The following is a 25,908-nucleotide window of genomic DNA, read 5'->3' as shown; positions in this document are numbered from 1 at the left end:
GGATGGCATGGACTCCAGCGTATCGGCCCGCCACCGGCCGAGACAGACACAAGGATTGGTGTCCTGAATCGGAACAGATAAGAAAAATCTGCTCTGTTACGATACAGAGCCCCCGCGTCTGTATCTGTTCCTGTCGCCCGCGTTCACCGATCATCACCAGCATGACCGCCCCGCTCTATCAGCAACTCGCCACCCGCTACCGCCAGGCCATTCACGCCGGCACGCTCGCGCCCGGCGACCGCATGCCGTCCGTGCGCACGCTGATGGGCCTGCACGACGTGAGCCTCTCCACGGCGCTGCAGGCATGCCGCGAGCTCGAAGCCGCGGGGCTGCTGGAGGCCCGGCCGCGCTCGGGCTATTTCGTCTGCGCGCCCATGCGTCCCGCATTGCGGCCGCTGGCGGAGCCCGACCTCTCGCTGCCCGATGCCGATCAGCTCGCGGGGCAGTTCGCGGGCATCCATGCGCGCATCTCGTCGATCATGGCCAGCTGGCAGCGCCACGAGATCCGCGTCGATTTCGGCGGCGCGTTCTGCGCGCCCGCGCTATATCCGAACGACGCGCTGCGCACGGCCGCCACGCGCGCGCTGCGCCGCCATCCCGACCTGTACGGCCATGTCGTGCAGGCCGATGGCCACGCGCCCTTCCGCGTGGCCGTGGCCCGTCATGCGATGCGCGCGCGCATTCGCGTGGCGCCCGAGGATATCGCCATCACCTACGGCTGCACCGAGGCGCTGCACCTTGCCCTGCGCGCGGTCACGTCGCCCGGCGATGCCGTCGCGGTGGAGTCGCCCACGTACTACGGCCTGCTGCAGACGCTGGAAAGCCTCGGCCTGCGCGCGGTGGAGGTACCCTGCAGCCCGCAGACCGGCATCTCGCTGGAGGCGCTCGAACTCGCGGCGCAAACGCATGCGGACATCAAGGCCGTGGTGGTGGTGCCGAACCTGCAGAATCCGCTCGGCTGCATCATGCCGGACGCGAACAAGGCGCGGCTGGTCGCCTGGTGCGAAGGGCGCGGCCTCGCGCTGATCGAGGACGACTGCTTCTCGGGCACCGTCGATGACGACGTGCCGCTCGCGGCCGCCAAGGCGTGGGATACGACCGGCAACGTGATCTATTGCGCGTCGCTCAACAAGGTCCTCGCGCCGGGCCTGCGGCTGGGCTGGATGGCCGCGGGCAAGTGGCAGGCGCGCGTGGAGATGATCAAGATCGGCATCACCCGGCCCAACGCGGCGCTGCCGCAGATCATTGCCGCGGACTTCATGCACGACGGCGGCCTCGAACGCCATCTGCGCCGCCTGCGCGTGCAATTGCGCGCGCAGCGGGAATGGGTGGCCGGCAGGATCGCGCGCACGTTCCCCGAAGGCACGCGGCTGACGCTGCCGCGCGGCGGCATGCACCTGTGGATCGCGCTGCCGGAAGACCTGTCGGGCTCGCGCATCGCTGACCGCGCGCTGCAGCAGGGCATTCGCGTGCTGCCGGGAGCGATGTTCTCCAATTCCACGCGCTACGACCGCTATCTGCGCGTCAATTGCGGGGCGCCGCGGTCGGACGAGATCGAACGCGCGCTCGATACGCTCGCCACCATCGTCCTGCAGGGCGCGCGCTGAGCGGATTCCGGCCGCGAAGTGTTGGAAGCAGGCATCGACCTGCAAGTTTTCTCCCCCAATCCGGGCGCGCTCGCCTATCCTAATGCGCTAGTACAGACAGGCCGCCCCAGCGGATTCCGGGAGAAGAGATTTGCATAGCGAACGCGCTGCCACGCCGCTCGAAGACACCATCAACGCCACGATCGATAACGACTACGAGACGCTGTTCCAGCTGGCGCCGGTATCGCTCTGGCTCGAGGATTTCAGCGCCGTGCGCGAGGCCTTCGAGCAGTTGCGCGCCGAAGGGGTGACCGATCTGCGCGCCTACCTGCGCGCGAACCCCGCGGAAGTGGCGCGCTGCTCCGCGCTCATCCGTGTCGTCTCGGTCAACCGCCGCACGCTCACCCTCTTCCGCGCGGCGGACTTTGGCGATCTCGTGGCCAACCTCGATGCGGTGTTCCGTGACGACATGTTCGACCAGCATGTCGAGGAACTGGGCCAGCTCTGGGACGGCGGCAATCATTTCTCGAGCCAGACCGTGAACTACACGCTCGACGGCGAGCGGCTCGACATCCGGCTCGAAGCCAGCGTCATGCCCGGGCACGAATCGGACTGGTCGCGCGTGCTGCTGTCGGTCGAGGATATTACCGCGCGCGTCCGCACGGAACGCGACCTGCGCCGGAGCCAGCAGTATGCGGTGGGGCTGTTCGAACATTCGCCGGTCTCGCTGTGGGTGGAAGACTTCAGCGCGGTGAAGATGCTGCTCGACGAAGTGCGCGCGGCGGGCATCACCGACTTCCGCACATTCCTGAACGTGCATCCGGACTTCGTCACGCGCTGCATGCAGGAAATCCGCGTGCTCGACGTCAACCAGCAGACACTGTCGATGTTCAGCGCGCCGACCAAGGACATCCTGCTCTCCCGGCTCGGCGACGTGTTCCGCGACGACATGCGCATCCACTTCGCGGAGCAGCTCGTCGACCTGTGGCACGAGAAGCTGTGGCAGCAGCGCGAGGTCATCAACTACGCGCTCGATGGCCGCGCCGTCGACGTGTTCATGCAATGGTCGGTGTTTCCGGGCCGCGAGGCGGACTGGGACCAGGTACTCGTATCGCTGACCGATATCACCGCGCGCAAGAAGGCCGAGGCCTACGTCGAATTCCTCGGCAAGCACGACGTGCTGACCAAGCTGTTCAACCGCGCGTACTACGAGGACGAACTCGCGCGCCTCGGCCGCAAGGGACCGTGGCCGGTCAGCGTCATCGCGGTGGACCTCAACGGGCTCAAGGTCGTGAACGACCAGTTCGGCCACAGCGACGGCGATGCGCTGCTGCGCCGTACGGGCGAGGTCCTGAAGAAGGCGGTGGGGGAACAGGCGTGCGTGGCCCGGACGGGCGGCGACGAATTCATGGTGCTGCTGCCCGGCCGCGACGAGCGCGGCGCCTCGACGGTCGTCGAGCAGATCGAACAGGTCGTGGAACTGAACAACAGCTTCTACCCGGGCGTGCGGCTGTCGTTCTCGATCGGCGCCGCGACCTGCGCGCAGGGCGAGCGCCTGACGGACACCTGCAAGATCGCCGACGCGCGCATGTACGAGGCCAAGCGCGCGCACTACGCCAAGATGGGCAACGAACGCCGCCAGTCCGGCGACGAGTGAAGTCTGGCGGAGAAGCGATCAGACGAAGACGATCAGTGCGACGCCGCCGATGATCAGGCCGAACTTGGTCACGTAATAGAGGGGCCGGTTCCACGCCTTGAAGCGGCGGCGATGCTGGCCGCCGAGCCACACGAAGCGGAACAGCTTGTTGATCGCGCCGGTCTGGTCGGCCTCGTCGTTCGGCGAACTGGCGGCCGTCATGACCTTGCGGCCCATCCAGTGGTTGAACGCCGCGGCCCAGCGATAGCGCATCGGGCGCTCGATATCGCAGAACAGGATCAGCCGGTCGGTCTCGCTCTTGTTCTCGGCCCAGTGCAGATAGGTCTCGTCGAACACCACGCCATGCCCGTCGCGCCAGCTATGGCGCTCGCCATCGACTTCGATGAAGCAGCGGTCGTCGTTCGGCGTGGACAGCCCCAGGTGGTAACGCAGCGAGCCCGCGAACGGGTCGCGGTGCGGGTTGAGCTTGCCGCCAGGCGGCAGCTCCGCGAACATCGCCGCCTTCACGGTCGGCAGTTCGCGCAGCAGCGCCACGGTCTTGGGGCACAGCGTTTCCGCGGACGGATGCTGCGCTTCGTACCACTTGAGGTAGAAGCGCTTCCAGCCGTACTTGAAGAACGAGTTGAAGCCGGCGTCGTCGTTCTTGTCCGCGGCCTTGATCTTGCGCATCGCGATCAGCGCCAGCCCCTCGTCGCGAATCTGCGGCCAGGCGGCGCGCAGCTTCTCGAGATCGGGAAAACGCTCGGTCGGGATATACGGCGTGGTCGGGACGCCCGAGAACATGTACATGAAGCAGTTGACCGGCGCGACCAGGGCGGAGTGGTCCAGCAACTGACGCATGAACGGCAGCCTCACCTTGCCGCGCAAATGCACGTACAGAATAGCGCCGGCATAGACGGCGACGATTAGCCACTTGATCACCCGAGAATCCTCCAGTCAGGCACCGCGAGACGCGGCCTGACAAGGCGTCCCCGGCGAAAGATCGGTATTTTAGCGAAATGATGACGGCGCCGCACTGTGTGCACGAGCCGGCACCTTTGATTCCGATCAAGAATCTTCCGATCCGGGCGGTGTGTCGCGCGACTGGCGGGCAATCCGGTCGATCAGCGCACGCGCGTCCTCGGGGGCCCCCTGCAACGTCAGCAGGCGCGCGTTGAGCACGATGTTCTCCAGCACGAGCTTGGCGGTGGATGCCCACAGCGTGGCCAGCAGCGCGTCCACGGACATGCCGGACGCCTCGATTTCCTGCGAGCGGGCCGCGATCAGGCGGCAGGCGATCTCGCGCAATCCGGCGTCGTCGAATGGCAGGTCCGCATAGTCGATCGGGTCCTCCTTCTCGACTTCGGCCATCAGTTGCAGCAGCATTTCCTCGGTCATCGGCAAGCTCCTGTCGTCCCTCTGTGATCAAACCCTGCTAGTCCCTGCTAATCCCTGCTAATCCCTGCTACACCCTGCTAGACCCTAAACTCGGCGGCCATATCCTCGTCGGTGCGCGCGGGCAGATCGCCCTTGCGGCACGCTTCCACAAAGCGCGCATAGTCGCGCTCGACCTGATCCGCGTACGCGTTCGCATACTCCACCAGCGCCTCGGCCATGCGATCGCCGCTGCCCAGGTAGCCGCTGATCTCCGCCGCCTGCCCGCCGGCCTTCGCATGCGCGCGGGCGAGCACCCACCCGCAGGTGGACGCGTAACGGCCCAGCAGGTTGGCGTCCATGAGTTCGAGCTGCGGCGACAGTTTCATGTCGCGCAGCTGGCGCAGATAGAAACACCGGCCGAAGGGCCCCTTGGCCCAGCCCAGGAACAGATCGCTCGCGGCCTGCATCAGGCGCTGCCCTTCGACCACGCGCCGGCCCTCGTGCACGGGTGCCGCCGCCGGCCGGACCGACCGCCCTGCGCCGCGCTTCCCCGCGGCCGCGCGCCGGGCCTTGAAATACCGCGCCACGACCGACTGCCCCGCCTCCTTGACCTGCAGGAACAGCGGCTTGCCGTGGGTATCGATCATCAGCTGGATGAGGCAGCGCGTGCCCACGCTGCCCACGCCCACCACCTTGAACGCCATGTCGTGCCGCGTGAAATGCGCGAGCAACTGACGGCGGTCGGGCGCGAGCGTGGTCAGGTACTCGGCGTGGAACTTGTCGAGCACCGCCTCCACATCCTTCACGCTCATCCAGTCGTCGCTCGCCGCGAACAGGGTCTGATTGCCGCGCACGTGGAACACCGCGGGCGGCGCGTCGAGGATATGCCAGCGGCCGTTGACCTGCACGCCGAGCTTGGGCAGCAATGCCGCATGCGTGCGATCGGCCGCGCGCTCCATGCCACGGCGGATCGCGCGCTGCGCGTCGGGGTCGGTGGCCTCGTTCAGCAGCCGCTCGAACGTGATGTGGTCATACCAGGTATCGAGGATGCCCATATCCGCGTACGTCGCCATGCGGGCGCTGTAGCTGGACGTGGCCTGCCGCACGAGCGTATCGGCGGTCGCGCGCGAATGGCGCAGATGGCGGGCCGCCACGACGAAGCTCGCGACCAGCCGTTTCAGGTCCCATTCCCATGGCCCCTCGGCGGTCTCGTCGAAGTCGTTGACGTCGAGCAGCAGCGCGCGCTCGGGCGTGGCAAAGCCGCCGAAGTTGGCCACATGGCAGTCGCCGCAGATCTGCTGGACGATGCCCGAATACGGCGTGCCGGCCAGATCGTGCGCCTGCACGATCGCGCTGCCGCGGAAGAATGCAAAGGGGGATTCGAGCATGCGCCCGTAGCGCAGCGGAATCAGCCGATCGACACGGCCGGCGCTGCTGATCTCTAGCAGCCGGATGGGGTCGCGATCCACGTGGCCGATGGCGGCGTGCAGACTGCGCGGCGCATGTTGCCGCAATGCCTTGCCGCGCGCCCGTCTTGCGTCCGAACCTGCCACGATCGCCACGATGCCTCCATGATGGGCCCGATGTGATCGAACGTAATGCAAGGTCCCGCGATTGTCAATTTGACAGCCCACAGAGCCTGCGTGTGACGCATCGTGCGCGAATGGGAAAAATCAGACGCTCCCCTACAAGACCGTCACAACTTCTTGTGTAAGCTGCTGTCTCAAACATCGCATAGACACAGGAAGAGTCGAACTCATGACCAAAAGTTTTCTTGCTGCCATGCGTCAATACGTGTGGTTCAGGGGTGTGAAACATCATGTGGTCCAGGGCGTCGAAGCGCTGGCCGATCTGTTGAAGTCCCCGTCCGTCGCGGCGCGTGCCGTCGCTGCCATCGTCTCGGAAACCGAGCATGGCGTACAAGTGTGGGTGTCCTATTTCGGCAAGCCGATGGACCCGCATACCAACTACGTGCTCTGGCCCGCTCGCGCGATGAAACCCGCCCGGCGGCGCATGACCGCGAACTACCCCGGACAATTGCCGCCGCCGCGCGACTGACGTCCGGCCTCTGGCCGGCGCCACCCTCTTCATCATTCAGGAGCATGCAATATGTCCGAACCGAAACACGATGAGGCGCTGGTCAACAATTTCCTCGAACGCATTTCCGCCCTCTCCGTCAGCGCCTTCGATGGCGCCGACGTGAGCAGCGAACTCGCGCAGACGATGCGCGAGGCGACATCGCGCGCCGATGCGGCCACGCTTCAGGTACTCACGCAGCGGCTGCACGAACGCGCGGAAGCGGCCGAACGCGAAGGACAGGCACTCGTACGCGATACGTTCGCGAAAGCGGCGACGCTGGCGAAGTAAATCTCAACGGCGTCGCAACGGCGATCACATCACTGCTGGGAAGTTCGCGAAAAAGGAAGTTTGCGAAGACGGGTCGCAGGAAACTGACTTGGCGCGTCCCAGGGATCTGTGCACGCTACACCCGAGAGGGCTGCACTGCGACGACCACTGAGAGACTGTACTGCAGAGGATTGGTTGCGGGGGCAGGATTTGAACCTGCGACCTTCGGGTTATGAGCCCGACGAGCTGCCAGACTGCTCCACCCCGCGTCTGAAGAAGGCAATTATGTCTGAAACCCATCGCTGACGCAATCGTTATTTGCACAGCGATGGGGATTGCCGCGGCGCGCGTCCCATTTCAGGTCATGCGATGCGCCGCAGTTGTGCGCCATGCGCATCGATGAGCGTCTCGATATGTCGATTGACGTGTCCGAGCGCTTCGAGCTTCGTGTCGAATGCGTGCACGGGAAACGGGTTGTGCCGCTCTGCGATCGTCGTGCCGCTCTCGCGATGAATGACCTCGATCATGATGGCCCACTTGCCCTTGGGCATGGCGATCACTTCGTAGAGGATCTTGTATCCGTCGTACTCCTTCATGGTTGGCTCCTGCCACTGCGACGCGCAACTCCGCGTCCAATTCCAGCGTAGGTCCAACCCTTCGCGACAAAAATGATCCGCGTCAAACGCGCGGCAATGGCTGTCGACATGCGCCATTGCGAGAACCGCAATGGCGCGCGGAAGGTGGATTATGCGAGCAGCTTGTCGATCAGCGCGTACGCCGCGGCGAACGCGGCGGTCTCGGCCGCATGACGCGTCGCGAAGACATGATTGCCACTCTGCAGCACTTCGGTATCGCCCGCGTCGGCAGGATCGGTGCCCTCCTCCGCGATGCGAACCTCGTAGGTCCACAGCTGCGTCTCATCGACGCTGCCCGCGATGTGCTCTCGCTGCGGCGAAATCAGGACGTAGGCGTCCTTGCCGCGGTATTGCTCCACGCGCCAGTCATCGCTTGCCATGAGGTCTCTCCCGTGTGTGATCACAGAGGTTGGAGCCTGGCGACGGGAAGGCGTTCCGGGAATGAGAGGAAGATGCGAGAAAAGGAAGCGGAAAAGGGAAGCGGAAAAGGAAGCGGAAAAGAAAAAGGGCTTCCGTTTCCGGAAGCCCTTCGTCTCTATAGGTGGCGCGGCTGGCAGGATTCGAACCCACGACCCCTTGGTTCGTAGCCAAGTACTCTATCCAACTGAGCTACAGCCGCACGCGAGAAAAGAGATTATATAGAAGTTTTGATTTTTGGGAAGCCCCTTCGTGCATTTTTTTCGCCATCGGGGCCGCAGAGCCGCAACTTTCTATAATGACAGCCTCATGAAGTGATCCCGACCATGAACAAGGCATTTGTCAAAGAGTCGTCCGACGAGGACGACGACGACCTTCCGGAAGGCGCCACACCGATTCCGGCGGGAACCAAGAACTACATCACCGCCACCGGCTACGACCGCCTGCGCAACGAACTCATGCATCTGATCGACGTGGATCGGCCGGACGTCGTGCAGATCGTGTCGTGGGCCGCATCGAATGGCGACCGCTCGGAGAACGGTGACTACCTCTATGGCAAGAAGCGGCTGCGCGAGATCGATCGGCGCATCCGCTTTCTCACGCGCCGGCTCGATAAGGCGGAGGTCGTCGATCCCTCCCTGCAGGGCGACAACGACCAGATCTTCTTCGGCGCCACCGTGACCTATGCGAACCAGGCCGGCGAGGAGACCACGATCACCATCGTCGGCATGGACGAGGTGGACCTCGACACCCATCGCGTGAGCTGGATCTCGCCGATCGCCAAGGCACTGATCAAGGCGCGCGAGGGCGATACCGTGCCGCTGCGAACGCCGGCCGGCATCGAACAGATCGATATTCTGGAAGTCCGCTACCCGAAGCGGGGGCAAGCGGAGGCCTGACCGGCGGGTCAGCCGTCGTTACGGTCGCGGAAGATCCGGATCACGTCCGGATTGCGGCGCAGCGCGCGCATGACGTTGGCGAGGTGCAGACGGTTCTGCACCTGGATCACGAACTGCATGTACGTGGCTTCCTGATGGCCGCCCTGCTGCTGCTCCATCGACACGTGGGCCACGTTGGCGTCCGCCGACGTGAGGTCTGCAGCGACGCGCGCCACGATGCCCTTCACGTTGTGCACCATGACCTTGATCGAGACGTCGAACGCGCGCGTGGTCTTCTTCGCCCACATGACCTCGATCCAGTGCTCGGGATCCTTGCTGTGCAGCCGCTTGGCCACCTTGCAATCCTGCACGTGGATCTGCAGGCCTTCTCCCTTGCCGAGATAGCCGACGATCGAATCGCCGGGAATCGGGCGGCAGCATGCCGAGAAGATCATCGACATGCCTTCGTCGCCGGTAATCGCCACGGCCGGGGCTTCCTCGCCCGCGAAGGTCTGCACGGCGGCCAGCAGCGCGCTATCGACATCGCCGGACAACTCCTGCAGCAGGATTTCCATGCGGCGCGCCACCACGGCCGGCACGCGGCGGCCCAGCGCGAGGTCCGCGAAGATATCCTCGCGATGCTTGTTGCCGGTCCACTGGATCATGCGGTCCCACACGGCCTGCGGCACCGCCTTGAGTTCGATGCCCAGCTGCCGCGCCGCCTGCTCGAGGAGGCGCTCGCCGAGCTGGATCGCCTCGTCGAGCTTGGTCGTCTTGAGGTAGTGGCGAATCGCCGCACGCGCCTTGCCGGTACGCACGAACGCGAGCCACGCCGGATTGGGCTTCGAGTACGGCGCCGTCACCACCTCGACGATATCGCCGCTCTTGAGCTCCGTGCGCAGCGGCAGCAGCTCGTTGTTGATCTTGACGGCCACGCACTGGTTGCCGAGGTCGCTGTGCACCGCGTACGCGAAGTCGAGCGCGGTGGCGCCGCGCGGCAGCGCGCGGATATGGCCCTTGGGCGTGAACACGTAGACCGCGTCCGGGAACAGGTCGATCTTGACGTGCTCGAGGAATTCCTGCGAATCGCCGGTCTGGCTCTGGATATCGAGCAGCGACTGCAGCCACTGGTGCGCCTGCTGCTGGATATCGTTGGCGTGATCGGCCTGATGCTTGTACATCCAGTGCGCAGCCACGCCGGCCTCGGCGATCTGGTGCATGCCGCGCGTGCGGATCTGGAACTCGACGGGCGTGCCGAACGGACCCACCAGCGTCGTATGCAGCGACTGGTAGCCGTTGATCTTCGGAATCGCGATGTAGTCCTTGAACTTGCCCGGCATCGGCTTGTACAGGCCGTGCAGCGCGCCCATGGCCATGTAGCAGTGCATCTGCGTTTCCACGACCACGCGGAAACCGTAGACGTCGAGCACCTGCGAGAACGACAGCTGCTTGTCGTGCATCTTGCGATAGATGCTGTAGAGCGTCTTCTCGCGGCCCGACAGTTCGGCGACGATGCCCGCGTCGGCCAGCGCATGCTGCGCGGCCTCGAGAATGCGCTTGACCACTTCGCGGCGGTTGCCGCGCGCGGCCTTCACGGCTTTCTCGAGCGTGGCGTAGCGGAACGGCGAGCCGACCTTGAACGACAGCTCCTGCAGTTCGCGATAGATCGTGTTGAGACCGAGACGGTGCGCGATGGGCGCGTAGATCTCCATCGTCTCGAGCGCGATGCGGCGGCGCTTCTCGGGCGGCACGAAGCCGAGCGTGCGCATGTTGTGCGTGCGGTCGGCCAGCTTGACGAGAATCACGCGCACGTCGCGCGCCATCGCGAGCAGCATCTTGCGGAAGCTTTCCGCCTGCGCCTGTTCGCGGCTCTGGAATTCGAGCTTGTCGAGCTTGGTCAGCCCATCGACGAGTTCGGCCACCTTGGGACCGAACTTCTCCGCGAGCTCGCTCTTGGTGATCCCCTGGTCCTCGATCACGTCGTGCAGCAGCGCGGCCATGATCGACTGCACGTCGAGCTTCCACTCCGCGCACAGTTCGGCCACCGCGACGGGGTGCGTGATGTACGGCTCCCCGCTCTGCCGGTACTGGCCGAGGTGCGCCTCGTCGGAGAACTGGAATGCCTCGCGCACGACGGCCTGATCGGCTGGCTTCAGATAAGCCAGCTTCTCCATGAGCCGAGCGATCGAGATGACCTGCTGCCGCGGCGGGACCGCGGGTTGCGACGTGGGGCCGAAGAAGTGCCGGTAGGACTGCGCCAGCACCGCGTCGATATAGAGGTCGCTGCCGGGCGCCGGCGGCGGCACGCTCGCGGGCGGCTCCGCCAGCAGCTCTTCGGTCTCGGTGGCGGCGCGGGACTTCGTCTGCGCCTTCGTTTGCGCGATGGGCGGGACGACCGCCCGCTCCCCGACAACGTCGTTGCCGAGCGGATCGGGGAGATTGGGTGCGCCGGTGCGTGCCGTCACTGAGGGCGAGCCGGGGTTGCCTTGCCTACGCCCGGCCGGACCGGAGGGGCCGGAGGAAGCAGGGGGTGCAGGCGGCAGGGAAGACATGATGGCGGCCTATGGAATCCGGCTGGTAGCGAGGACACACGATGGGCCGCCTGACCAATCAGGTCGGGACCTTCTTCAGCATCTCGATGCCGACCTGGCCCGAGGCGATTTCACGCAGTGCCACGACCGTGGGCTTGTCCTTCGCTTCGACCTTGGGCGTGTGACCCTGCACCAGCTGGCGTGCACGGTACGTCGCGGCGAGCGCGAGCTCGAAACGATTCGGGATGTGTTTCAGACAATCTTCGACGGTAATACGCGCCATATCAAATCCACCTTGGGATAAAACCTGTTCGACAGGCCGCCATTTTACAGCACGCGGCCGAAACGGGTCCGGCCGCCCATGACTCACTGAAGTTCTCAGTGGATTCCGAGCTCGATAAAGAGCTCCGCGTGACGCGCCTTCTGCGACGAAAAGCGCAGACGTGTCGCACGAACGACGTTCTTGAGCTGCTCCAGCGCGTCTTCGAACACCTCGTTGATGATCACGTAGTCGGACTCGCTCGCGTGCGCCATTTCGCTCCCCGCGGCCAGCAGGCGCCGCACGATCACGTTGGGCTCGTCCTGGCCGCGCTTCTTGAGCCGTTCCTCGAGCGCCGTCAGCGACGGCGGGAGGATAAAGATCTCCATCGCATTGGAGAACCGCTTGTGCACCTGCTGCGCGCCCTGCCAGTCGATCTCCAGCAGCACGTCGTTGCCCTGCGCCATCTGTTCCTCGATCCACACGCGCGACGTCGCGTAGTAGTTGCCGTGGACTTCCGCCCACTCGAGGAAGTCCCCGCGGTCGCGCGCGGCGCGGAACGTGTCGATGGTCGTGAAATGGTATTCGCGGCCATTCTGCTCGCCGGGACGCGGCGCGCGCGTGGTGTGCGAAATGGACAGGCGGATGGCCGGGTCCTGCGCGAGCAGCGCATTGACCAGCGTGGACTTGCCGGCCCCGGAGGGCGCGACCACCATGAACAGGTTGCCGGGATAGGCGGTGTCGATGGCAGTATGGGTCGAGTCGCTCATGATGATCGTGAATCGTGTGGATCGGGTAAATCGTTATTCGAGGTTCTGGATCTGCTCGCGCATCTGCTCGATCAGCAGCTTGAGCTCCATCGAGGCGTCGGAGAGTTCCTTGGCGGCTGCCTTCGAACCCAGCGTGTTGGCTTCGCGGTTGAGCTCCTGCATCATGAAGTCGAGCCGCTTGCCGACCTGGCCGCCCTTCTTCAGGATATGCCGCGTTTCATTCAGGTGGGCCTGGAGCCTCGAAAGTTCCTCGGCGATATCGATGCGGATACCGTACACCGTGGCTTCCTGGCGGATCCGTTCGGCGATTTCGTCGCGGCTCATCGAGGGCATGCCCGTGGGCGCGGCGAGGTTGAACGCCTCCTGCAGCCGCTCGGTCAGTTTCTCCTGATGATGCGCGATCAGTTGCGGAATCGTCGGCGTCAGGCGCTCGACGATCGCGAGCATCGCATCGACGCGCTCCTCGAGCGTGGCCTTGAGGGCTTCGCCCTCGCGGCGGCGCGCTTCCAGCAACTGCTTCAGCGCATCGCGGGCGGCGCCCATCACGGCCTCGCGCAGGGCGTCCTGCGAGAGTTCCGGCTCCACCAGCACGCCGGGCCAGCGCAGGATCTCGCCCATGCGCAGCGAGCCCGCGCCCGCGAAGGTGGCGCTTACCGTGGTTTCCAGCGCGCGGATCTGGTCCAGCAGGCCCTGGTTCAGCGCCAGCGTGGCGCCGCCGGTGTCCGTGCGCTGCAGGTTGATCCGGCATTCGAGCTTGCCGCGCGACAGTTCGCCCATCAGCATTTCACGCAGCGCCGGCTCGTACGCGCGGCATTCCTCGGGCGCGCGGAACAACAGGTCGAGGAAACGCGAATTGACAGTCCGGAACTCGACCGAAACCGATGCGGTCCGCCCGCTGGGCTCGCCCTGCGCGTTCGTCAGCGGCGCCTGCCGCGTGGCCGAACCAAAACCTGTCATGCTGTGAATCATTGGGTAATCTCGCGAATAACTCGGTGGCCGGGCCGGAAATGCGGCCGGGCGGCATCGAAAATCAGGGAAAAAGCCATGCAAAACAGCAGGCCGGAATGAAATTCGGCGAGGGTTGGATAATGGCGACACCGCGCGACAACACCCCGCTACACGTTCCTTTACAAGTGACCGATTAGCCCGGACAATCCGTGAGCAAATCCGGTCCCGAATCCTATGACAGAGTCCAAGGGCGCTAACCCACCCAAGAGTGCGCCGCTGCCAATCGGCACGCTGCTTGCCAACTACCGCATTGTAAAGAAGTTGGCCAGCGGGGGGTTCAGTTTCGTCTATCTCGCGACCGACGAAACCGGCGCGCCCGTCGCCATCAAGGAATATCTCCCCTCCTCGCTCGCGCGCCGCAGCCCGGGCGAACTGATTCCCGTGGTGCCCGACGAAAATGCCGCGTCATTCCGGCTCGGGCTCAAGTATTTCTTCGAAGAAGGCCGTTCGCTCGCCCGTATTTCCCATCCGAGCGTGGTACGCGTCGTGAATTTCTTTCGCGAGAATTCCACGGTCTACATGGTCATGAACTACGAGCTGGGCAAGACGCTGCAGGAGCATATCCTGCAGGCCCGGCAGCAGGGACGCGCCAAGGTGCTGCGCGAACGCTTCATCCGCAAGGTGTTCCACGACCTGATGAGCGGGCTGCGCGAGGTCCATATCCACAAGCTGCTGCATCTGGATATCAAGCCCGGCAACATCTACCTGCGCGAGGACGAGTCGCCGATCCTGCTCGACTTCGGCGCCGCGCGGCAGATCCTGACCATGGAGGCCGCGCGCTTCCAGCCGATGTACACGCCCGGCTTTGCCGCGCCCGAACTGTACGGCAAGCACTCCGAACTCGGTCCATGGACCGATATCTACAGCCTGGGCGCCACGCTCTATGCCTGCATGGCCGGCATGCCGCCGCAGGAAGCGAACCAGCGCGAGAAGGACGACCGCATGGGCGAGGCGATGTCGCGCCTGCGCAGCACGTACACGAACGGCCTCGTCGATCTGGTCGAATGGTGCCTGCGGCTGACGCCGTCCGAGCGGCCGCAGAGCGTGTTTCGCCTGCAGAAGGAACTGCGCGACCAGAGCAATGCGCTCGGCGAGCAGTCCGCCGCGGCCGCGCTGGCCGGCGCATCGCCCGCCACGGCGCCGATGCCCGAGCGCCCCGGCGCGACGAGCCGGTTCATGACGCTGCTGCGCCGCCGCGAGGTGGGGACCGACTGAGCGGACAAAGAACGGGCGCCGCGCGAGTCGCGGGCGCCGATTGAATCACGGCGCGACGGCGTGGCCCACTGCCCGGCCGGCGCGCCCCAGAACGTTACCGAATAGCCAACATGCGATTCTCCGTCTATCAGGAAAGCCGAAAGGGCGGCCGCCGCATCAACCAGGACCGCATGGGCTACTGCTTCACGCGCGATGCCCTGCTGATGGTGCTGGCCGACGGCCTTGGCGGCCACGCGCTCGGCGAGGTCGCCGCGCAGCAGGCGCTGCAGACGCTCGCGCGCCAGTTCCAGGCACAGGCCCGCCCGGCCATCCGCAACCCGGCGGACTTCCTGCAGGACACGATCATGCTCGCGCACCGCGAGATCCACCGTTACGCGGAAGCCAACCGATTAGCGGATATCCCCCGCACGACCGTGGTGTGCTGCCTGATCCAGCAGGGGCAGATCCACTGGGCCCATGCGGGCGATTCGCGGCTGTATCTCGTGCGCAAGGGCGCCCTGCTGACGCGCACGCGCGACCATTCGAAGATCGAGAACCTGCTGCAGCAGGAGCGCGTGCTGCCGATGGATGTGGCCAACCATCCCGAGCGCAACAAGCTGTACAACTGCCTGGGCTCGCCCAACCTGCCGCTGATCGATATCGGCGGTCCGGTGCGGCTGGAACCGGGCGACGTGGCGATGCTGTGCTCGGACGGCCTGTGGGGCAGCATCGAGGAACGGGTCATCGTGGACAAGGTGACCAACCTGTCCGTGGTGCATGCCATTCCGGACCTGATCGAGCAGGCGCTGCTCAATGCCGGCGAAGGTGCCGACAACACCACCGCGATCGCGATGATGTGGGAGCTGGACACCGCGACGCCGAGCGAGGAAGCCGTGCTGACCGACACGCTGCCGCTCAACGCGTTCACGACGTCGATTCTCGAGCGCACGGGTAACGACAGCGACCTGCTGTCCGAGGAAGAAATCGAACGTTCGATTGCCGAGATCCGCGCCGCCATCGACAAGACCAGCAATTTCATGCGGTAAGCGGCCTCTGGCAGCACGCATACCCGGGCGGCGTTAGAATCGCGGTCTCAATCGATTCCACGAAAGACTCCCCCATGCGACCGAGCGGCCGCGCAGCCGATGCGCTGCGACCTGTCACCCTGACCCGTCATTACACGCGCCACGCCGAAGGCGCCGTGCTGTGTGCCTTTGGCGATACCAAGGTCCTGTGCACGGCCAGCGTGCTCGCCAAGGTGCCGCCGCACAAGAAGGGCTCCGGCGAAGGCTGGGTCACCGCCGAGTACGGCATGCTGCCCCGCGCCACGCACACGCGCTCGGACCGCGAGGCCGCGCGCGGCAAGCAGACCGGCCGCACGCAGGAGATCCAGCGCCTGATCGGCCGCGCGATGCGCTCCGTGTTCGACCTCGCCGCGCTCGGCGAGTACACCATCCACCTCGATTGCGACGTGCTGCAGGCCGATGGCGGCACACGCACGGCCGCCATTACCGGCGCGTTCGTGGCCGCGCACGACGCCGTGAGCAAGATGCTGGCCGCCGGCCAGATCGCCGCGAGCCCGATCCGCGACTTCGTGGCGGCGGTGTCGGTCGGCATGGTCGATGGCATGCCCGTGCTGGACCTCGACTACGCTGAGGACAGCACCTGCGATACCGACATGAACGTGGTCATGACCGGCAGCGGCGGTTTCGTCGAGGTCCAGGGCACGGCCGAAGGCGCGCCGTTCGTGCGTGCCGATCTCGATGCGATGACGCGGCTCGCGGAAGCCGGCATCGCCGAACTGGTCCGCCATCAGCGCCAGGCGCTGGGACTCTGAAACGCGTGGGAGGCAACATGCAACGTCTGGTCCTCGCTTCGAACAACGCCGGCAAGCTTCGCGAGTTCGGCGCCCTGCTCGCGCCGTTCGGCTTCGACGTGGTGCCGCAGGGCGAGCTCGGCATTCCCGAGGCCGAGGAACCGCATGCGACGTTCATCGAGAACGCGCTGGCCAAGGCGCGCCATGCCAGCCGCCTGGCCGGGATGCCCGCGCTGGCGGACGACTCGGGCATCTGCGTCGATGCGCTCGACGGCGCGCCGGGCGTCTACTCGGCACGCTACGCGCAATGCGTGGGCAAACCCAAGTCGGACGCGGCCAACAACGCGCACCTGATTTCGCAACTGGCGGGCAAGCTCAACCGCCGCGCGCAGTACTACTGCGTGCTGGTCCTCGTGCGGCATGCCGACGACCCGCGTCCGCTGATCGCGGAAGGCACGTGGGCCGGCGAGGTCGTGGATGCGCCGCGCGGCAGCGGCGGCTTCGGTTACGACCCGCACTTCATGCTGCCCGGCATCGGCAGGACCGCCGCCGAACTCAGCGCGGAAGAGAAGAACACCGTCAGCCATCGCGCGCTGGCGCTGCAGGGGCTGGTGGCCCGCCTGCAGACGCACGGCATGCGGATCGGTACATGATTCCGATCGTTCCCGCTGGCAGCGCCAAGCCCGCGACGCTCTCCCCCGCCGACAATCAGCAGCTGTGGCTCAAGCCCGGGCAGATCGCCCTGCCGGGGTCGCCGCCGCTGTCGCTGTACGTGCATATCCCCTGGTGCGTGCGCAAGTGCCCGTACTGCGATTTCAATTCGCACGCGGCACCGGGCGGCACGCACGAGATTCCCGAGGCGATGTACCTCGACGCGCTGCGCGCGGACCTCGAGCAATCGCTGCCGCTCGTTTGGGGCCGCCCCGTGCATACGGTGTTTATCGGCGGCGGCACGCCGAGCCTGCTGTCGGCGGCCGGCATGGACCGCCTGCTGTCCGATATCCGCGCGCTGCTGCCGCTGGACGCGGACGCCGAGATCACGATGGAAGCGAACCCCGGCACGTTCGAGGCCGAGCGCTTCGCGAGCTTCCGCGCGAGCGGCATCAACCGGCTGTCGATCGGCATTCAGAGCTTCAGCGACCGGCATCTGCAGGCGCTGGGCCGCATTCATGGCGAGCGCGAAGCCCGCGCGGCGATCGAGATCGCGTTGCGGCACTTCGACAACGTCAATCTGGACCTGATGTACGCGCTGCCGCAGCAGACGCTGGACGAGTGCCTGCACGACCTCGAGTCGGCGCTGGGCTACGGCACCACGCATCTGTCGATGTACCACCTGACGCTTGAGCCGAATACGCTGTTCGCGAAATATCCGCCCGCGCTGCCGGACGAGGACATCGCGTACGAGATGCAGGACCTGATCGAGGCGCGCACGGCGCAGGCCGGCTTCCGCCACTACGAGACGTCGGCGTATGCGCAGCCGCATCGCGAGGCGCGGCATAACCTCAACTACTGGCGTTTCGGGGATTACCTCGGCATTGGCGCGGGCGCGCACGGCAAGCTGTCGTTTCCGCATCGCGTGCTGCGGCAGATGCGCTACAAGCATCCGGCCACGTATATGGAGAAGGCGCTCGCGGGCGAGGCCGTGCAGGAATCGCGCGACGTCGACGCGAAGGAACTGCCGTTCGAGTTCATGCTCAATGCGCTGCGGCTCACCGACGGTGTGCCCGCATCGAGCTTCCACGACTGCACGGGATTGCCGCTGCATGCCATCAGCAAGCAACTGGCGGCGGCGGAGAAGAAGGGACTGCTCGAGGCGGACCTGACGACGATCCGCCCGACCGAGCTGGGACGGCGCTTCCTGAACGACCTGCAGGAGATGTTCCTGTAGGCCGTCCGGGCGCCGACGGTCAGTAAGGCATGGCCATGTCGTTGGCCACGCGCGCGCGATCGCCGATGCGCAGTGCGCCGACGTCGCGCTGCGTCACGCTGGCCATGCGGCCATCGTCCAGACGCACGTTAACGCGATACACGGTGCTCGTATTGCTGCCCGTGCGCTTCTCCACCTGATTGCCGGCGACGGCACCCACCACGGCACCGCCGATGGTGGCCGCGGTACGCCCGCGTCCGCCGCCGATCTGGTTGCCCAGCAGACCGCCGGCCGCACCGCCGATCACGGTGCCGAGAATGCCCGAGCTGTTCTGTTCGGTCGTGATCGGCTCGATCGACTCCACGCGGCCCGTGAACACGGAGCCCGCGGGGGCCTGATAGGTCGCCGGTCCCTGTTGCTGGTAGCCGGGCTGCTGGCCATAGCCGGGCTGGTTATAGCCGGGCTGGTTGTAGCCAGGCTGGTTGTATCCCGGCGGGGGCGGCGCGTTGTAGGCCGAGTTGCCGTAGCCGCCCGGCTGGGCACAGCCGGCGAGCGCGGCGGCGGCCATGACGGTGGCGATGATGGCGCCATGCCGATAGGCGCCGTGTCGATGGGTCTTGTTGGAAGTGCGCATAAGGGATCCCTCCTCTGTCATTGATCGATGCGTAACCCACTCAGGGGTCCACGTCGGGTAAGAGACCTTCGCACACCACAAGGTTCCGCGCTGTCCGACGGAGACTGACACGGCGGAAGCGTCGTTTTATTCATGCGCATGCTTGTATAATGCGCGCTCTTCTCTGCAGTCCCGATGGAAGCGTGGCCGAGTGGTTTAAGGCAGCAGTCTTGAAAACTGCCGATGGGGTGACCCATCCGTGAGTTCGAATCTCACCGCTTCCGCCAGCCTTCCGCCACCTGTCTTCCGGCATTTCCCGAGTCGTCCCACCGTTGCCATAATCCTTGCCAACCGGCAAGATCGCGCATACGCTAGGTGTGCGTTATCGGTCGTCGTATGACCTATGACAACGTATAATGAAGCGTCGTCTCCGCCGTCTGAACGCCCGCTTTCGTCGAATCTCCGCCGAATCTCCGCTGAATATCATGTCCAACGCCACGATCGCCCCTCCCGCACCGCTGCGCCGCCGCGGCCGCACGCTCGCCGAGGAAGTGGTCGGCAATCTCTCGGAAAGCATCCAGCAGGGCCAGCTCAAACCCGGCGACAAGCTGCCGACCGAATCCGAGATCATGGCGACGCTGGGCGTGAGTCGCACCGTGGTGCGCGAGGCGCTGTCGCGGCTGCAGGCGAGCGGCATGGTCGAGACCCGTCACGGCATCGGCACGTTCGTGCTGGCGCGTGCGGCCGAAACCCACTCGCCGTTCCGCATCGATCCGTCCGCGATGATCACCGCGATGGACGTGCTCGCGATGCTCGAGTTCCGCGTGAGCCTCGAGGCCGAGGCCGCGAGCCTGGCTGCGTCGCGCCGTACCGACGAGCATCTGGACGCGATGCGCCGCGCGCTCGACGAACTCAAGCGCAATGCGGCCGCGGGCAACGATGCGGTGCGCTCGGACTTCGAATTCCATCTGTCGATCGCACGCGCGACCGGCAATCGCTATTTCACGGACATCATGGGCCATCTGGGTACCATGGTGATCCCGCGCAGCCGGCTGCAGGTGAATACGCCGGAGCGCGAGCAGTATCTGGAGCGCGTCAATTTCGAGCACGAGAGCATCTACGATGCCATCGAGCGGCGCGATCCCGAGGCGGCCAAGGCCGCGATGCGCATGCACCTTACCAACAGCCGCGAGCGGCTGCGCAAGGCGTCGTCGATGGCCGCCGGGACGGGCGCCTGAATGCGCGCGGCGCGGCCCCGGCCGCGCGGTTGCGATCCGGCCCGCCATGTCATATGATGTCCTATGACGACCGTCCCATGTCGATAATGCAAAGCTGATTTTCCCGGGGCGCGCCGCATGCGCCTGTATGCTTGCCTCCCACGCGGAACGCTTCCGATTTCCTCCCCTTCTTTCCAGCAGGACTTCCCATCATGACGATTACCGGCGAATTGCTGATCGGCGCCAGCGCAGTGCGCGGCACCGCAGACACGTTCCAAGCCATCAACCCGGCCACCGGCGAGGCGCTGACCCCGACGTTCCATGGTGGCGGCACCGCCGAGGTGGACCGCGCCTGCACGCTGGCCGAAGCCGCGTTCGACACGTTCCGCGCGACGTCGCCGGAACAACGCGCCAAGTTTCTCGAGCTGATCGCCGACAACATCGAGGCGGTGGGCGACGAACTGCTCCAGCGCGCCAATGCCGAGACCGCGCTGCCGCTGGCGCGCCTGACCGGCGAGCGTGGCCGCACGACGGGCCAGCTGCGCCTGTTCGCACGCCTGCTGCGTGACGGCCGCTGGCAGAACGCCACGCTCGACAGCGCGCTGCCCGAGCGTACGCCGCCGCGTCCGGACCTGCGCATGCAGAAGATCGCGATCGGCCCCGTGGCCGTGTTCGGCGCCAGCAACTTCCCGCTGGCCTTCTCGGTGGCCGGCGGCGATACCGCTTCCGCGCTGGCCGCGGGCTGCCCCGTCGTCGTGAAGGCGCACCCGGCGCATCCGGGCACGTCCGAACTCGTGGGCCGCGCGATCCAGAAGGCCGTGGCGGACGCGGGCCTGCCCGAAGGCGTGTTCTCGATGGTCGGCGGCGCGAGCATCGCGGTCGGCACCGCGCTCGTCGCACACCCGGCCATCCAGGCCGTGGGTTTCACGGGCTCGCGCGTCGGCGGCCTCGCCCTGACGCAGGTCGCCAACAACCGTCCGCAGCCGATTCCGGTCTACGCCGAGATGAGCAGCATCAACCCCGTGTTCCTGCTGCCCGAAGCACTGGCCGCGCGTGGCGAGTCGATCGCGAAGGATCTCGTGGATTCGCTGGTCATGGGTGTGGGTCAGTTCTGCACGAACCCCGGCCTGCTGCTCGCGATCGAAGGCCCGGCACTGGACAAGTTCCGCGCGGCGGCCACCGCGGCGATCGGCGGCAAGCCCGCCGCGACGATGCTGACCCCGGGTATTCACGGCGCATTCGAGAAGGGTGTGGCCAAGCTGGCCGATATCAACGGCCTGTCGCAGGTCGGCTGCGGCCTCGAGGCCACGGGCCCGAACCAGGCGCGTCCGGCGTTCTTCGAAGCATCGGCCCAGCAGTTCCTGGCCGACGAGCGCATGCACGCCGAAGTGTTCGGTCCGTCGACCGTGCTCGTGACCTGCCGTAACGCCGACGACCTCGTCGCCGTGGCGCGTGCCGTCGAGGGTCAGCTGACCGTGACGGTGCAGGCCGACGCCGGCGACCACGCCCTGGCCGCCCGCCTGCTGCCCACGCTCGAGCGCAAGGCGGGCCGTATCCTGTTCAACGGCTATCCGACCGGTGTGGAAGTGTGCTTCGCGATGGTTCACGGCGGCCCGTTCCCGGCCACGTCGGACACGCGCACGACCTCGGTGGGCACCACCGCGATCGATCGCTTCCTGCGTCCGGTCTGCTATCAGAACGTGCCGGCCGACCTGCTGCCGGAAGCCGTGAAGGATGGCAATCCGCTGAACCTGTGGCGCCTGAAGGATGGCGAACTGGGTCACGCATAAGCGACCCTCGGCGGGCCCTAGCGCGACGCCTCGAAGCCCCGCTTCCTCACGGAAGCGGGGCTTTTTGCATCATGCGGCCATCGCCAGCTTTGCGCCGCGCGACTTGCCCGAGCTCAGGTAGTCGGCAATCGACTCCTGCGTGACCTCGCCGAGGTACGTGCCATCGGCATCCACCACCGGCAGCCAGCTCGTGTTGTGCTGATACATGCGCGACAGCACGATGCGCAGATGCTCGTCGAACGCGGCCGTTGCCGCGAACGGCCGCAGCACCTCCGCACAGGTCCCGCCGCCGGTCATGCCCGCGCGCGCGTCGCGCCGCGAGACATATCCCACCGCCCTGCCCGCCTCATCGACCACCGGCAGATGCCGCACGTCGGCGTCGTCCATCACGCCGAACGCCTGCGCGAGCGTGGTGCCCGGTGCCGCGCTCGGCGGCATCGTGGCCGCATCGCCCGCGCGCACCAGCAGCAGGCGCTTGAGCGTGTTGTCGTGGCCCACGAACGCCTGCACGAAATCGTCCGCGGGATGCGCAAGCAGCGCGTCCGGATGATCGAACTGCACGAGCTGGCCGCGACGGAACACGGCAACCTTGTCGCCAAGCTTGATCGCTTCGTCGATATCGTGCGACACCATGATCACGGTCTTGCCAAGTTGCCGCTGCATCTGGAAGAACTCGTTCTGGATGCTCTCGCGGTTGATCGGATCCACCGCGCCGAACGGCTCGTCCATCAGCAGCACGGGTGCATCGGCCGCGAGCGCGCGGATCACGCCGATACGCTGCTGCTGGCCGCCCGACAGCTCGCGCGGATAGCGGCCAAGCATGCGGTCCGGGTCGAGCTGCACCATGGCCATGAGCTCGCGCGCGCGCTCGCGGCTGCGGCGCTTGTCCCAGCCCAGCAGGCGCGGCACGACCATGATGTTTTCCTCGATGGTCATGTTCGGGAACAACCCGATCTGCTGGATCACGTAGCCGATCTTGCGACGCAGCGCCACGCCGTCGATCGCGGCGGTATCCTCGCCATCGATGCGCACGGTGCCCGACGTCGGCTCGATCAGCCGGTTGATCATCTTGAGCGTGGTGGTCTTGCCGCAGCCGGACGGACCGAGGAATACACAGATTTCCCCGCGCGGGACCTCGAGCGAGACGGCATCCACGGCATTGGAGCGCGTGCCGTCCTTCTGCACGAATGTCTTGGTGAGTTTGTCGAGTTCGATCATAGTCGGATTCCTTTCGGTGTCAGCGCGCGCTGCAGGCGCTGCAGGCACAGGTCGGCGACGATGGCGAGCACGCTCACGAGCGCCGCGCCGACCGCAAGCTTGCTCATGTTGCTCTGGCTGATGGCCTGGAGGATCAGCACGCCGAGGCCGCCCGCGCCGATCAGCGCGGCGATCGTCGTCACGCCGATGTTCATCACCACGGCCGTGCGCACGCCGCCGAGGATCACGGGCACCGCGAGCGGCAGATCGACGAGGCGCATGCGCTGCCACGTCGTCATGCCGATACCGCGGCCCGCCTCCTGAATGCCGGCGTCGACATTGACGAGCGCGGTGTACGTATTGCGCATGATCGGCAGCAGCGAGTACAGGAACACGGCGGTCACGGCCGGCAGATAACCGAGCGCGTGGCCGAAGCGCGCGAAGATCGGGATCATCAGCCCGAACAGCGCGATGGAAGGCAGCGTGAGCACGATGGTGGCCAGCGCGAGCAGCGGCGTGGCGAGCCAGCGATGGCGCGTGATCAGGATGCCGAGCGGCACGCCGATCACGATGGCCAGCGTCACGGCGGCACCGACGAGCGCGAGATGCTGCGCCGTGAGCCGCAGCAGCGTGGGCCAGCTGTGTTGAAGGTAGGCAATCAGGTCCATGGGTTCCTCATGTCACGTCGTCACGTCAGATCAGGCCGTTGGCGCGCAGGAAATCCCCGGCCACCTTGTCGACGGGCTGCTGCCCGATATCGACCTGATAGTTCATCTCGGTCATCGCGGCGTTGTCGAGCTTCGACGACAGCGCGTCGAGCAGCCCCGCCAGTTCCGGATGGGCGTCGAGCACCGCGCGGCGCACCACGGGCACCGCGTTGTAGGGCGGGAAGAAATGCAGGTCGTCCTCGAGCAGCGCGAGGTCGAAGCCCTTGACGCGGCCATCGGTCGTGTAGACGAGGCCCAGTTCCACCTGATCGTTCTTGAGCGCCGTGTACACGAGGCCCGGATCGAGCTGGATGACATCCTTGCGTGTGAAGGGCAGCTGGTAGGCGGCCTTGAGCGGCTCGAGCCCGTCGGGGCGCGCCGCGAATTCCATATCCACCGCGAACGGATGCTTGTCGTCGGGGCCGGCGCGCATCTTCGCGGCAAGCGCCGACAGCGTGGTCACGCCGGCCGCCTCCGCCCGCGCGCGCGGCATGGCGAGCGCATAGGTGTTGTTGATACGCGAAGGCGCGAGCCACACGAGGCCCTTCTCGCCGTCGAGCGCCTTCACGCGCGCATAGCTCTCGGGGCCATCGAGCTTCTCTTCCACGTGGTTGAAGACGATCAGCGCGGTACCGGTGTAGTCCCACACCACGTCGAGCTGCCCCGACTCGAGCGCCTGCCGCATGAGCGTGCTGCCGAGGCCCGACGTCAGTTCGGCGCCGAAGCCCTTCGCGCGCAGGTACTGCGTGGTCATCGAGGACAGGATCAGCTGCTCGGTGAAGTTCTTGCCGCCCACGCGCAGGGGCGTGGCGTTTGTGGCGGCGTTTGTGGCGGCGTTCGCGTTGGTGCCCACATCGGGCTGCGACGCCTGCGCGTGCGCCGGCGCGGTGCCGAGCAGCAGCGCGGCGAAGATCGCTCCAACGATCGCGAAGATCCAGAACGCCTTGCGCTCCGTTTCCGGATTCCATGCCATGAGTACCGACTCCTTCAATTCGCCAGCCCGCGGCGACGCAGATACACGTGCCCCGCATACGCGAACAGCGCATCGAGCACGAGCGCGAGCAGCGCGGTGGCCGCGGCGCCAAGCAGCAGCAGCGACTGGTTGTTCAGGTAAATGCCCGGGAAGATCAGCTCGCCCAGGCTGTTCGCGCCGATCAGGAACGACAGCGGCACCGTGCCGACATTGATCACCAGGCTGATGCGCACGCCCGCGAGCACCACGGGCAGCGCGTTCGGGAATTCGACGCGCGCGAGGCGCTGCAGCGGCGTCATGCCGATACCGCGCGCGGCTTCGCGCAGCGCGGGCGACACGTTGCGCAGCCCTTCGTACGTATTGCGCACGATCGGCAGCAGCGACGCGAGCCACAACGCGAGGATCGCGGGACGCTCGCCAATGCCGAGCACCGCGAGCGCCAGGGCCAGCACGGCCAGCGACGGCACCGTGTTGCCGATGTTGAAGACCTGCATCAGCCGGTCCGCCCAGCGGCGCATGCACGGCCGGGAGAGCGCGATGCCCGCGGGAATGCCCGTGGCGAGCGCGAGCACCATCGAGATCGCCACGAGGCGCAGATGATCGGCAAGGTCGTACAGCAGGCGATCGCGATGGGCGGCGATGACGTCCGGGCCGATCCAGGCGATCAGGCCGGCCAGTGCAATGGCAATAAGCCCACCCCATGCGAGGCGAGCGGCTTGTCTGGTCATGGGGTCCTTTTCCTTGAAGCCAAAGGTGGTCCATGGCACTCCATGAGCACGGAGCGCCACACGACGACAGCGAAAAACAATGGGTCCGAGGCGGACATGTCCGCCGGAGCCGGGTCAGATTGCATTGCCGCCATGACCGGCATGGGCGCCGGCGGACGGACTATCGGGGCTTCGCCTCAGGGTCTTGGGCGGAGCACCTCTTTGGATGGAGCGGCCACAGGGCGGCGTGGTCGTTCCGGTAGCGGCGCAAGAAGCCGGGCAGCACACGGGGTTGTGGTCGGTGCGCCGGCCTCGATGGCCATCGGGATTGTTGCGATCTCTGCGCAACGTGTGACAAACAGGCGGCTATTCTACACAATTTCT

At 66.1% G+C, this 25,908-nt stretch carries 26 protein-coding genes and 3 tRNA genes; 13 read left to right on the top strand and 16 right to left on the bottom strand.

Annotation, left to right across the window (positions count from 1 at the left end):
• Positions 1–161: 161 nt before the first annotated feature.
• Positions 162–1,607, top strand: a complete 1,446-nt coding sequence (locus tag FOB72_RS02395) for a PLP-dependent aminotransferase family protein (protein WP_150371068.1) — start codon at positions 162–164, stop codon at positions 1,605–1,607.
• 130 nt (positions 1,608–1,737) lie between these two features.
• Positions 1,738–3,243 (top strand): GGDEF domain-containing protein, encoded by a 1,506-nt coding sequence (locus tag FOB72_RS02390; RefSeq protein WP_223851390.1) that lies wholly within the window; start codon positions 1,738–1,740, stop codon positions 3,241–3,243.
• Positions 3,244–3,261: 18 nt separating this feature from the next.
• On the opposite strand, the gene lpxO is transcribed toward FOB72_RS02390, so the two are convergent.
• The 3 genes from lpxO to FOB72_RS02375 all read right to left on the bottom strand — a co-directional run bounded on the left by lpxO (position 3,262) and on the right by FOB72_RS02375 (position 6,161).
• Positions 3,262–4,164, bottom strand: coding sequence for a lipid A hydroxylase LpxO (gene lpxO, locus FOB72_RS02385; protein WP_150371067.1), 903 nt, complete (start codon positions 4,162–4,164; stop codon positions 3,262–3,264).
• A gap of 126 nt (positions 4,165–4,290) precedes the next feature.
• Positions 4,291–4,620 carry a hypothetical protein gene (locus FOB72_RS02380; protein ID WP_150371066.1) on the bottom strand — a complete coding sequence of 110 codons (330 nt, stop codon included), beginning with the start codon at positions 4,618–4,620 and terminating at the stop codon, positions 4,291–4,293.
• Between the two features lie 77 nt (positions 4,621–4,697).
• Positions 4,698–6,161 carry a DUF2252 domain-containing protein gene (locus tag FOB72_RS02375; RefSeq protein WP_191002175.1) on the bottom strand — a complete coding sequence of 488 codons (1,464 nt, stop codon included), beginning with the start codon at positions 6,159–6,161 and terminating at the stop codon, positions 4,698–4,700.
• Between the two features lie 196 nt (positions 6,162–6,357).
• On the opposite strand from FOB72_RS02375, the gene FOB72_RS02370 reads away from it, so the two are divergent.
• Complete coding sequence (locus FOB72_RS02370) at positions 6,358–6,657, top strand: hypothetical protein (protein ID WP_150371065.1); 300 nt, start codon at positions 6,358–6,360, stop codon at positions 6,655–6,657.
• Between the two features lie 51 nt (positions 6,658–6,708).
• Positions 6,709–6,966: a hypothetical protein gene (locus FOB72_RS02365; RefSeq protein WP_150371064.1), complete on the top strand. Its 258-nt coding sequence runs from the start codon at positions 6,709–6,711 to the stop codon at positions 6,964–6,966.
• Between the two features lie 171 nt (positions 6,967–7,137).
• Here the strand turns inward: FOB72_RS02365 and FOB72_RS02360 are convergent.
• The 4 genes from FOB72_RS02360 to FOB72_RS02345 all read right to left on the bottom strand — a co-directional run bounded on the left by FOB72_RS02360 (position 7,138) and on the right by FOB72_RS02345 (position 8,199).
• A tRNA-Met gene (locus FOB72_RS02360) sits at positions 7,138–7,214 on the bottom strand.
• A gap of 93 nt (positions 7,215–7,307) precedes the next feature.
• Positions 7,308–7,541: a hypothetical protein gene (locus tag FOB72_RS02355; protein ID WP_150371063.1), complete on the bottom strand. Its 234-nt coding sequence runs from the start codon at positions 7,539–7,541 to the stop codon at positions 7,308–7,310.
• A 149-nt stretch (positions 7,542–7,690) separates the two neighbouring features.
• Positions 7,691–7,960, bottom strand: a complete 270-nt coding sequence (locus tag FOB72_RS02350; RefSeq protein ID WP_150371062.1) for a hypothetical protein — start codon at positions 7,958–7,960, stop codon at positions 7,691–7,693.
• Positions 7,961–8,122: 162 nt separating this feature from the next.
• A tRNA-Arg gene (locus FOB72_RS02345) sits at positions 8,123–8,199 on the bottom strand.
• A gap of 124 nt (positions 8,200–8,323) precedes the next feature.
• Between FOB72_RS02345 and greB the strand changes: the two genes are divergently transcribed.
• A complete protein-coding gene (gene greB / locus FOB72_RS02340; protein ID WP_150371061.1) occupies positions 8,324–8,896 on the top strand; it encodes a transcription elongation factor GreB in 573 nt (190 codons plus the stop codon).
• A gap of 8 nt (positions 8,897–8,904) precedes the next feature.
• Here the strand turns inward: greB and FOB72_RS02335 are convergent, their stop codons facing one another.
• From FOB72_RS02335 to FOB72_RS02320, 4 genes are all read right to left on the bottom strand, one after another.
• Positions 8,905–11,340 carry a RelA/SpoT family protein gene (locus tag FOB72_RS02335; protein WP_150371060.1) on the bottom strand — a complete coding sequence of 812 codons (2,436 nt, stop codon included), beginning with the start codon at positions 11,338–11,340 and terminating at the stop codon, positions 8,905–8,907.
• A 145-nt stretch (positions 11,341–11,485) separates the two neighbouring features.
• Entirely contained in the window at positions 11,486–11,689 is a 204-nt protein-coding gene (gene rpoZ, locus FOB72_RS02330) for a DNA-directed RNA polymerase subunit omega (RefSeq protein WP_006578656.1), read from the bottom strand.
• 95 nt (positions 11,690–11,784) lie between these two features.
• Positions 11,785–12,435 carry a guanylate kinase gene (gene gmk / locus FOB72_RS02325; RefSeq protein WP_150371059.1) on the bottom strand — a complete coding sequence of 217 codons (651 nt, stop codon included), beginning with the start codon at positions 12,433–12,435 and terminating at the stop codon, positions 11,785–11,787.
• A gap of 33 nt (positions 12,436–12,468) precedes the next feature.
• Positions 12,469–13,404, bottom strand: a complete 936-nt coding sequence (locus FOB72_RS02320; RefSeq protein ID WP_150371058.1) for a YicC/YloC family endoribonuclease — start codon at positions 13,402–13,404, stop codon at positions 12,469–12,471.
• Positions 13,405–13,617: 213 nt separating this feature from the next.
• Here FOB72_RS02320 and FOB72_RS02315 point away from each other — a divergent pair, with 213 nt between their 5' ends.
• From FOB72_RS02315 to hemW, 5 genes are all read left to right on the top strand, one after another.
• Positions 13,618–14,658 (top strand): serine/threonine protein kinase, encoded by a 1,041-nt coding sequence (locus tag FOB72_RS02315; protein WP_150371057.1) that lies wholly within the window; start codon positions 13,618–13,620, stop codon positions 14,656–14,658.
• 110 nt (positions 14,659–14,768) lie between these two features.
• A complete protein-coding gene (locus tag FOB72_RS02310) occupies positions 14,769–15,683 on the top strand; it encodes a PP2C family protein-serine/threonine phosphatase (protein ID WP_150371056.1) in 915 nt (304 codons plus the stop codon).
• Between the two features lie 74 nt (positions 15,684–15,757).
• Positions 15,758–16,474, top strand: coding sequence for a ribonuclease PH (gene rph / locus FOB72_RS02305; protein ID WP_150371055.1), 717 nt, complete (start codon positions 15,758–15,760; stop codon positions 16,472–16,474).
• 17 nt (positions 16,475–16,491) lie between these two features.
• Positions 16,492–17,106 (top strand): RdgB/HAM1 family non-canonical purine NTP pyrophosphatase, encoded by a 615-nt coding sequence (rdgB, locus tag FOB72_RS02300; protein WP_150371054.1) that lies wholly within the window; start codon positions 16,492–16,494, stop codon positions 17,104–17,106.
• Positions 17,103–18,341, top strand: a complete 1,239-nt coding sequence (hemW, locus tag FOB72_RS02295; RefSeq protein WP_150371053.1) for a radical SAM family heme chaperone HemW — start codon at positions 17,103–17,105, stop codon at positions 18,339–18,341. Before rdgB ends, hemW begins: the two co-directional genes overlap by 4 nt.
• 19 nt (positions 18,342–18,360) lie before the next feature.
• On the opposite strand, the gene FOB72_RS02290 is transcribed toward hemW, so the two are convergent.
• Positions 18,361–18,888, bottom strand: coding sequence for a glycine zipper 2TM domain-containing protein (locus FOB72_RS02290; protein WP_223851469.1), 528 nt, complete (start codon positions 18,886–18,888; stop codon positions 18,361–18,363).
• A 242-nt stretch (positions 18,889–19,130) separates the two neighbouring features.
• On the opposite strand from FOB72_RS02290, the gene FOB72_RS02285 reads away from it, so the two are divergent.
• From FOB72_RS02285 to FOB72_RS02275, 3 genes are all read left to right on the top strand, one after another.
• Positions 19,131–19,220 (top strand) — tRNA-Ser (locus FOB72_RS02285).
• Positions 19,221–19,418: 198 nt separating this feature from the next.
• Positions 19,419–20,171, top strand: a complete 753-nt coding sequence (locus FOB72_RS02280; RefSeq protein ID WP_150371051.1) for a FadR/GntR family transcriptional regulator — start codon at positions 19,419–19,421, stop codon at positions 20,169–20,171.
• A gap of 191 nt (positions 20,172–20,362) precedes the next feature.
• A complete protein-coding gene (locus FOB72_RS02275) occupies positions 20,363–21,940 on the top strand; it encodes an aldehyde dehydrogenase (NADP(+)) (RefSeq protein ID WP_150371050.1) in 1,578 nt (525 codons plus the stop codon).
• A 69-nt stretch (positions 21,941–22,009) separates the two neighbouring features.
• Here the strand turns inward: FOB72_RS02275 and FOB72_RS02270 are convergent, their stop codons facing one another.
• From FOB72_RS02270 to FOB72_RS02255, 4 genes are read right to left on the bottom strand one after another with little or no spacing between them, the layout of a single operon-like run.
• Complete coding sequence (locus tag FOB72_RS02270; protein ID WP_150371049.1) at positions 22,010–23,158, bottom strand: betaine/proline/choline family ABC transporter ATP-binding protein; 1,149 nt, start codon at positions 23,156–23,158, stop codon at positions 22,010–22,012.
• Positions 23,155–23,805, bottom strand: coding sequence for an ABC transporter permease (locus tag FOB72_RS02265; protein WP_150371048.1), 651 nt, complete (start codon positions 23,803–23,805; stop codon positions 23,155–23,157). Before FOB72_RS02265 ends, FOB72_RS02270 begins: the two co-directional genes overlap by 4 nt.
• Positions 23,806–23,830: 25 nt before the next feature.
• Complete coding sequence (locus tag FOB72_RS02260; RefSeq protein WP_150371047.1) at positions 23,831–24,817, bottom strand: glycine betaine ABC transporter substrate-binding protein; 987 nt, start codon at positions 24,815–24,817, stop codon at positions 23,831–23,833.
• A 14-nt stretch (positions 24,818–24,831) separates the two neighbouring features.
• Positions 24,832–25,545, bottom strand: a complete 714-nt coding sequence (locus tag FOB72_RS02255) for an ABC transporter permease (protein WP_150371046.1) — start codon at positions 25,543–25,545, stop codon at positions 24,832–24,834.
• Positions 25,546–25,908 lie beyond the last annotated feature (363 nt).

The organism is Cupriavidus pauculus, assembly GCF_008693385.1.
Taxonomy (GTDB): Bacteria; Pseudomonadota; Gammaproteobacteria; order Burkholderiales; family Burkholderiaceae; genus Cupriavidus; species Cupriavidus pauculus_D.
The sequence above is the reverse complement of the archived record's forward strand: the minus strand, read 5'-3'. Positions and strand labels throughout refer to the sequence as shown.

What these genes read in the sequence shown, in the direction of transcription:
- FOB72_RS02395 (WP_150371068.1), top strand. Translation starts at nt 162, where the DNA reads ATGACCGCCCCGCTCTATCAGCAACTCGCCACCCGCTACCGCCAGGCC.
- FOB72_RS02380 (WP_150371066.1), bottom strand. Translation starts at nt 4,620, where the DNA reads ATGACCGAGGAAATGCTGCTGCAACTGATGGCCGAAGTCGAGAAGGAG.
- FOB72_RS02370 (WP_150371065.1), top strand. Translation starts at nt 6,358, where the DNA reads ATGACCAAAAGTTTTCTTGCTGCCATGCGTCAATACGTGTGGTTCAGG.
- FOB72_RS02365 (WP_150371064.1), top strand. Translation starts at nt 6,709, where the DNA reads ATGTCCGAACCGAAACACGATGAGGCGCTGGTCAACAATTTCCTCGAA.
- FOB72_RS02355 (WP_150371063.1), bottom strand. Translation starts at nt 7,541, where the DNA reads ATGAAGGAGTACGACGGATACAAGATCCTCTACGAAGTGATCGCCATG.
- FOB72_RS02350 (WP_150371062.1), bottom strand. Translation starts at nt 7,960, where the DNA reads ATGGCAAGCGATGACTGGCGCGTGGAGCAATACCGCGGCAAGGACGCC.
- greB (WP_150371061.1), top strand. Translation starts at nt 8,324, where the DNA reads ATGAACAAGGCATTTGTCAAAGAGTCGTCCGACGAGGACGACGACGAC.
- rpoZ (WP_006578656.1), bottom strand. Translation starts at nt 11,689, where the DNA reads ATGGCGCGTATTACCGTCGAAGATTGTCTGAAACACATCCCGAATCGT.
- gmk (WP_150371059.1), bottom strand. Translation starts at nt 12,435, where the DNA reads ATGAGCGACTCGACCCATACTGCCATCGACACCGCCTATCCCGGCAAC.
- FOB72_RS02320 (WP_150371058.1), bottom strand. Translation starts at nt 13,404, where the DNA reads ATGATTCACAGCATGACAGGTTTTGGTTCGGCCACGCGGCAGGCGCCG.
- FOB72_RS02315 (WP_150371057.1), top strand. Translation starts at nt 13,618, where the DNA reads ATGACAGAGTCCAAGGGCGCTAACCCACCCAAGAGTGCGCCGCTGCCA.
- FOB72_RS02310 (WP_150371056.1), top strand. Translation starts at nt 14,769, where the DNA reads ATGCGATTCTCCGTCTATCAGGAAAGCCGAAAGGGCGGCCGCCGCATC.
- rph (WP_150371055.1), top strand. Translation starts at nt 15,758, where the DNA reads ATGCGACCGAGCGGCCGCGCAGCCGATGCGCTGCGACCTGTCACCCTG.
- rdgB (WP_150371054.1), top strand. Translation starts at nt 16,492, where the DNA reads ATGCAACGTCTGGTCCTCGCTTCGAACAACGCCGGCAAGCTTCGCGAG.
- hemW (WP_150371053.1), top strand. Translation starts at nt 17,103, where the DNA reads ATGATTCCGATCGTTCCCGCTGGCAGCGCCAAGCCCGCGACGCTCTCC.
- FOB72_RS02290 (WP_223851469.1), bottom strand. Translation starts at nt 18,888, where the DNA reads ATGGCCGCCGCCGCGCTCGCCGGCTGTGCCCAGCCGGGCGGCTACGGC.
- FOB72_RS02280 (WP_150371051.1), top strand. Translation starts at nt 19,419, where the DNA reads ATGTCCAACGCCACGATCGCCCCTCCCGCACCGCTGCGCCGCCGCGGC.
- FOB72_RS02275 (WP_150371050.1), top strand. Translation starts at nt 20,363, where the DNA reads ATGACGATTACCGGCGAATTGCTGATCGGCGCCAGCGCAGTGCGCGGC.
- FOB72_RS02270 (WP_150371049.1), bottom strand. Translation starts at nt 23,158, where the DNA reads ATGATCGAACTCGACAAACTCACCAAGACATTCGTGCAGAAGGACGGC.
- FOB72_RS02265 (WP_150371048.1), bottom strand. Translation starts at nt 23,805, where the DNA reads ATGGACCTGATTGCCTACCTTCAACACAGCTGGCCCACGCTGCTGCGG.
- FOB72_RS02260 (WP_150371047.1), bottom strand. Translation starts at nt 24,817, where the DNA reads ATGGCATGGAATCCGGAAACGGAGCGCAAGGCGTTCTGGATCTTCGCG.
- FOB72_RS02255 (WP_150371046.1), bottom strand. Translation starts at nt 25,545, where the DNA reads ATGACCAGACAAGCCGCTCGCCTCGCATGGGGTGGGCTTATTGCCATT.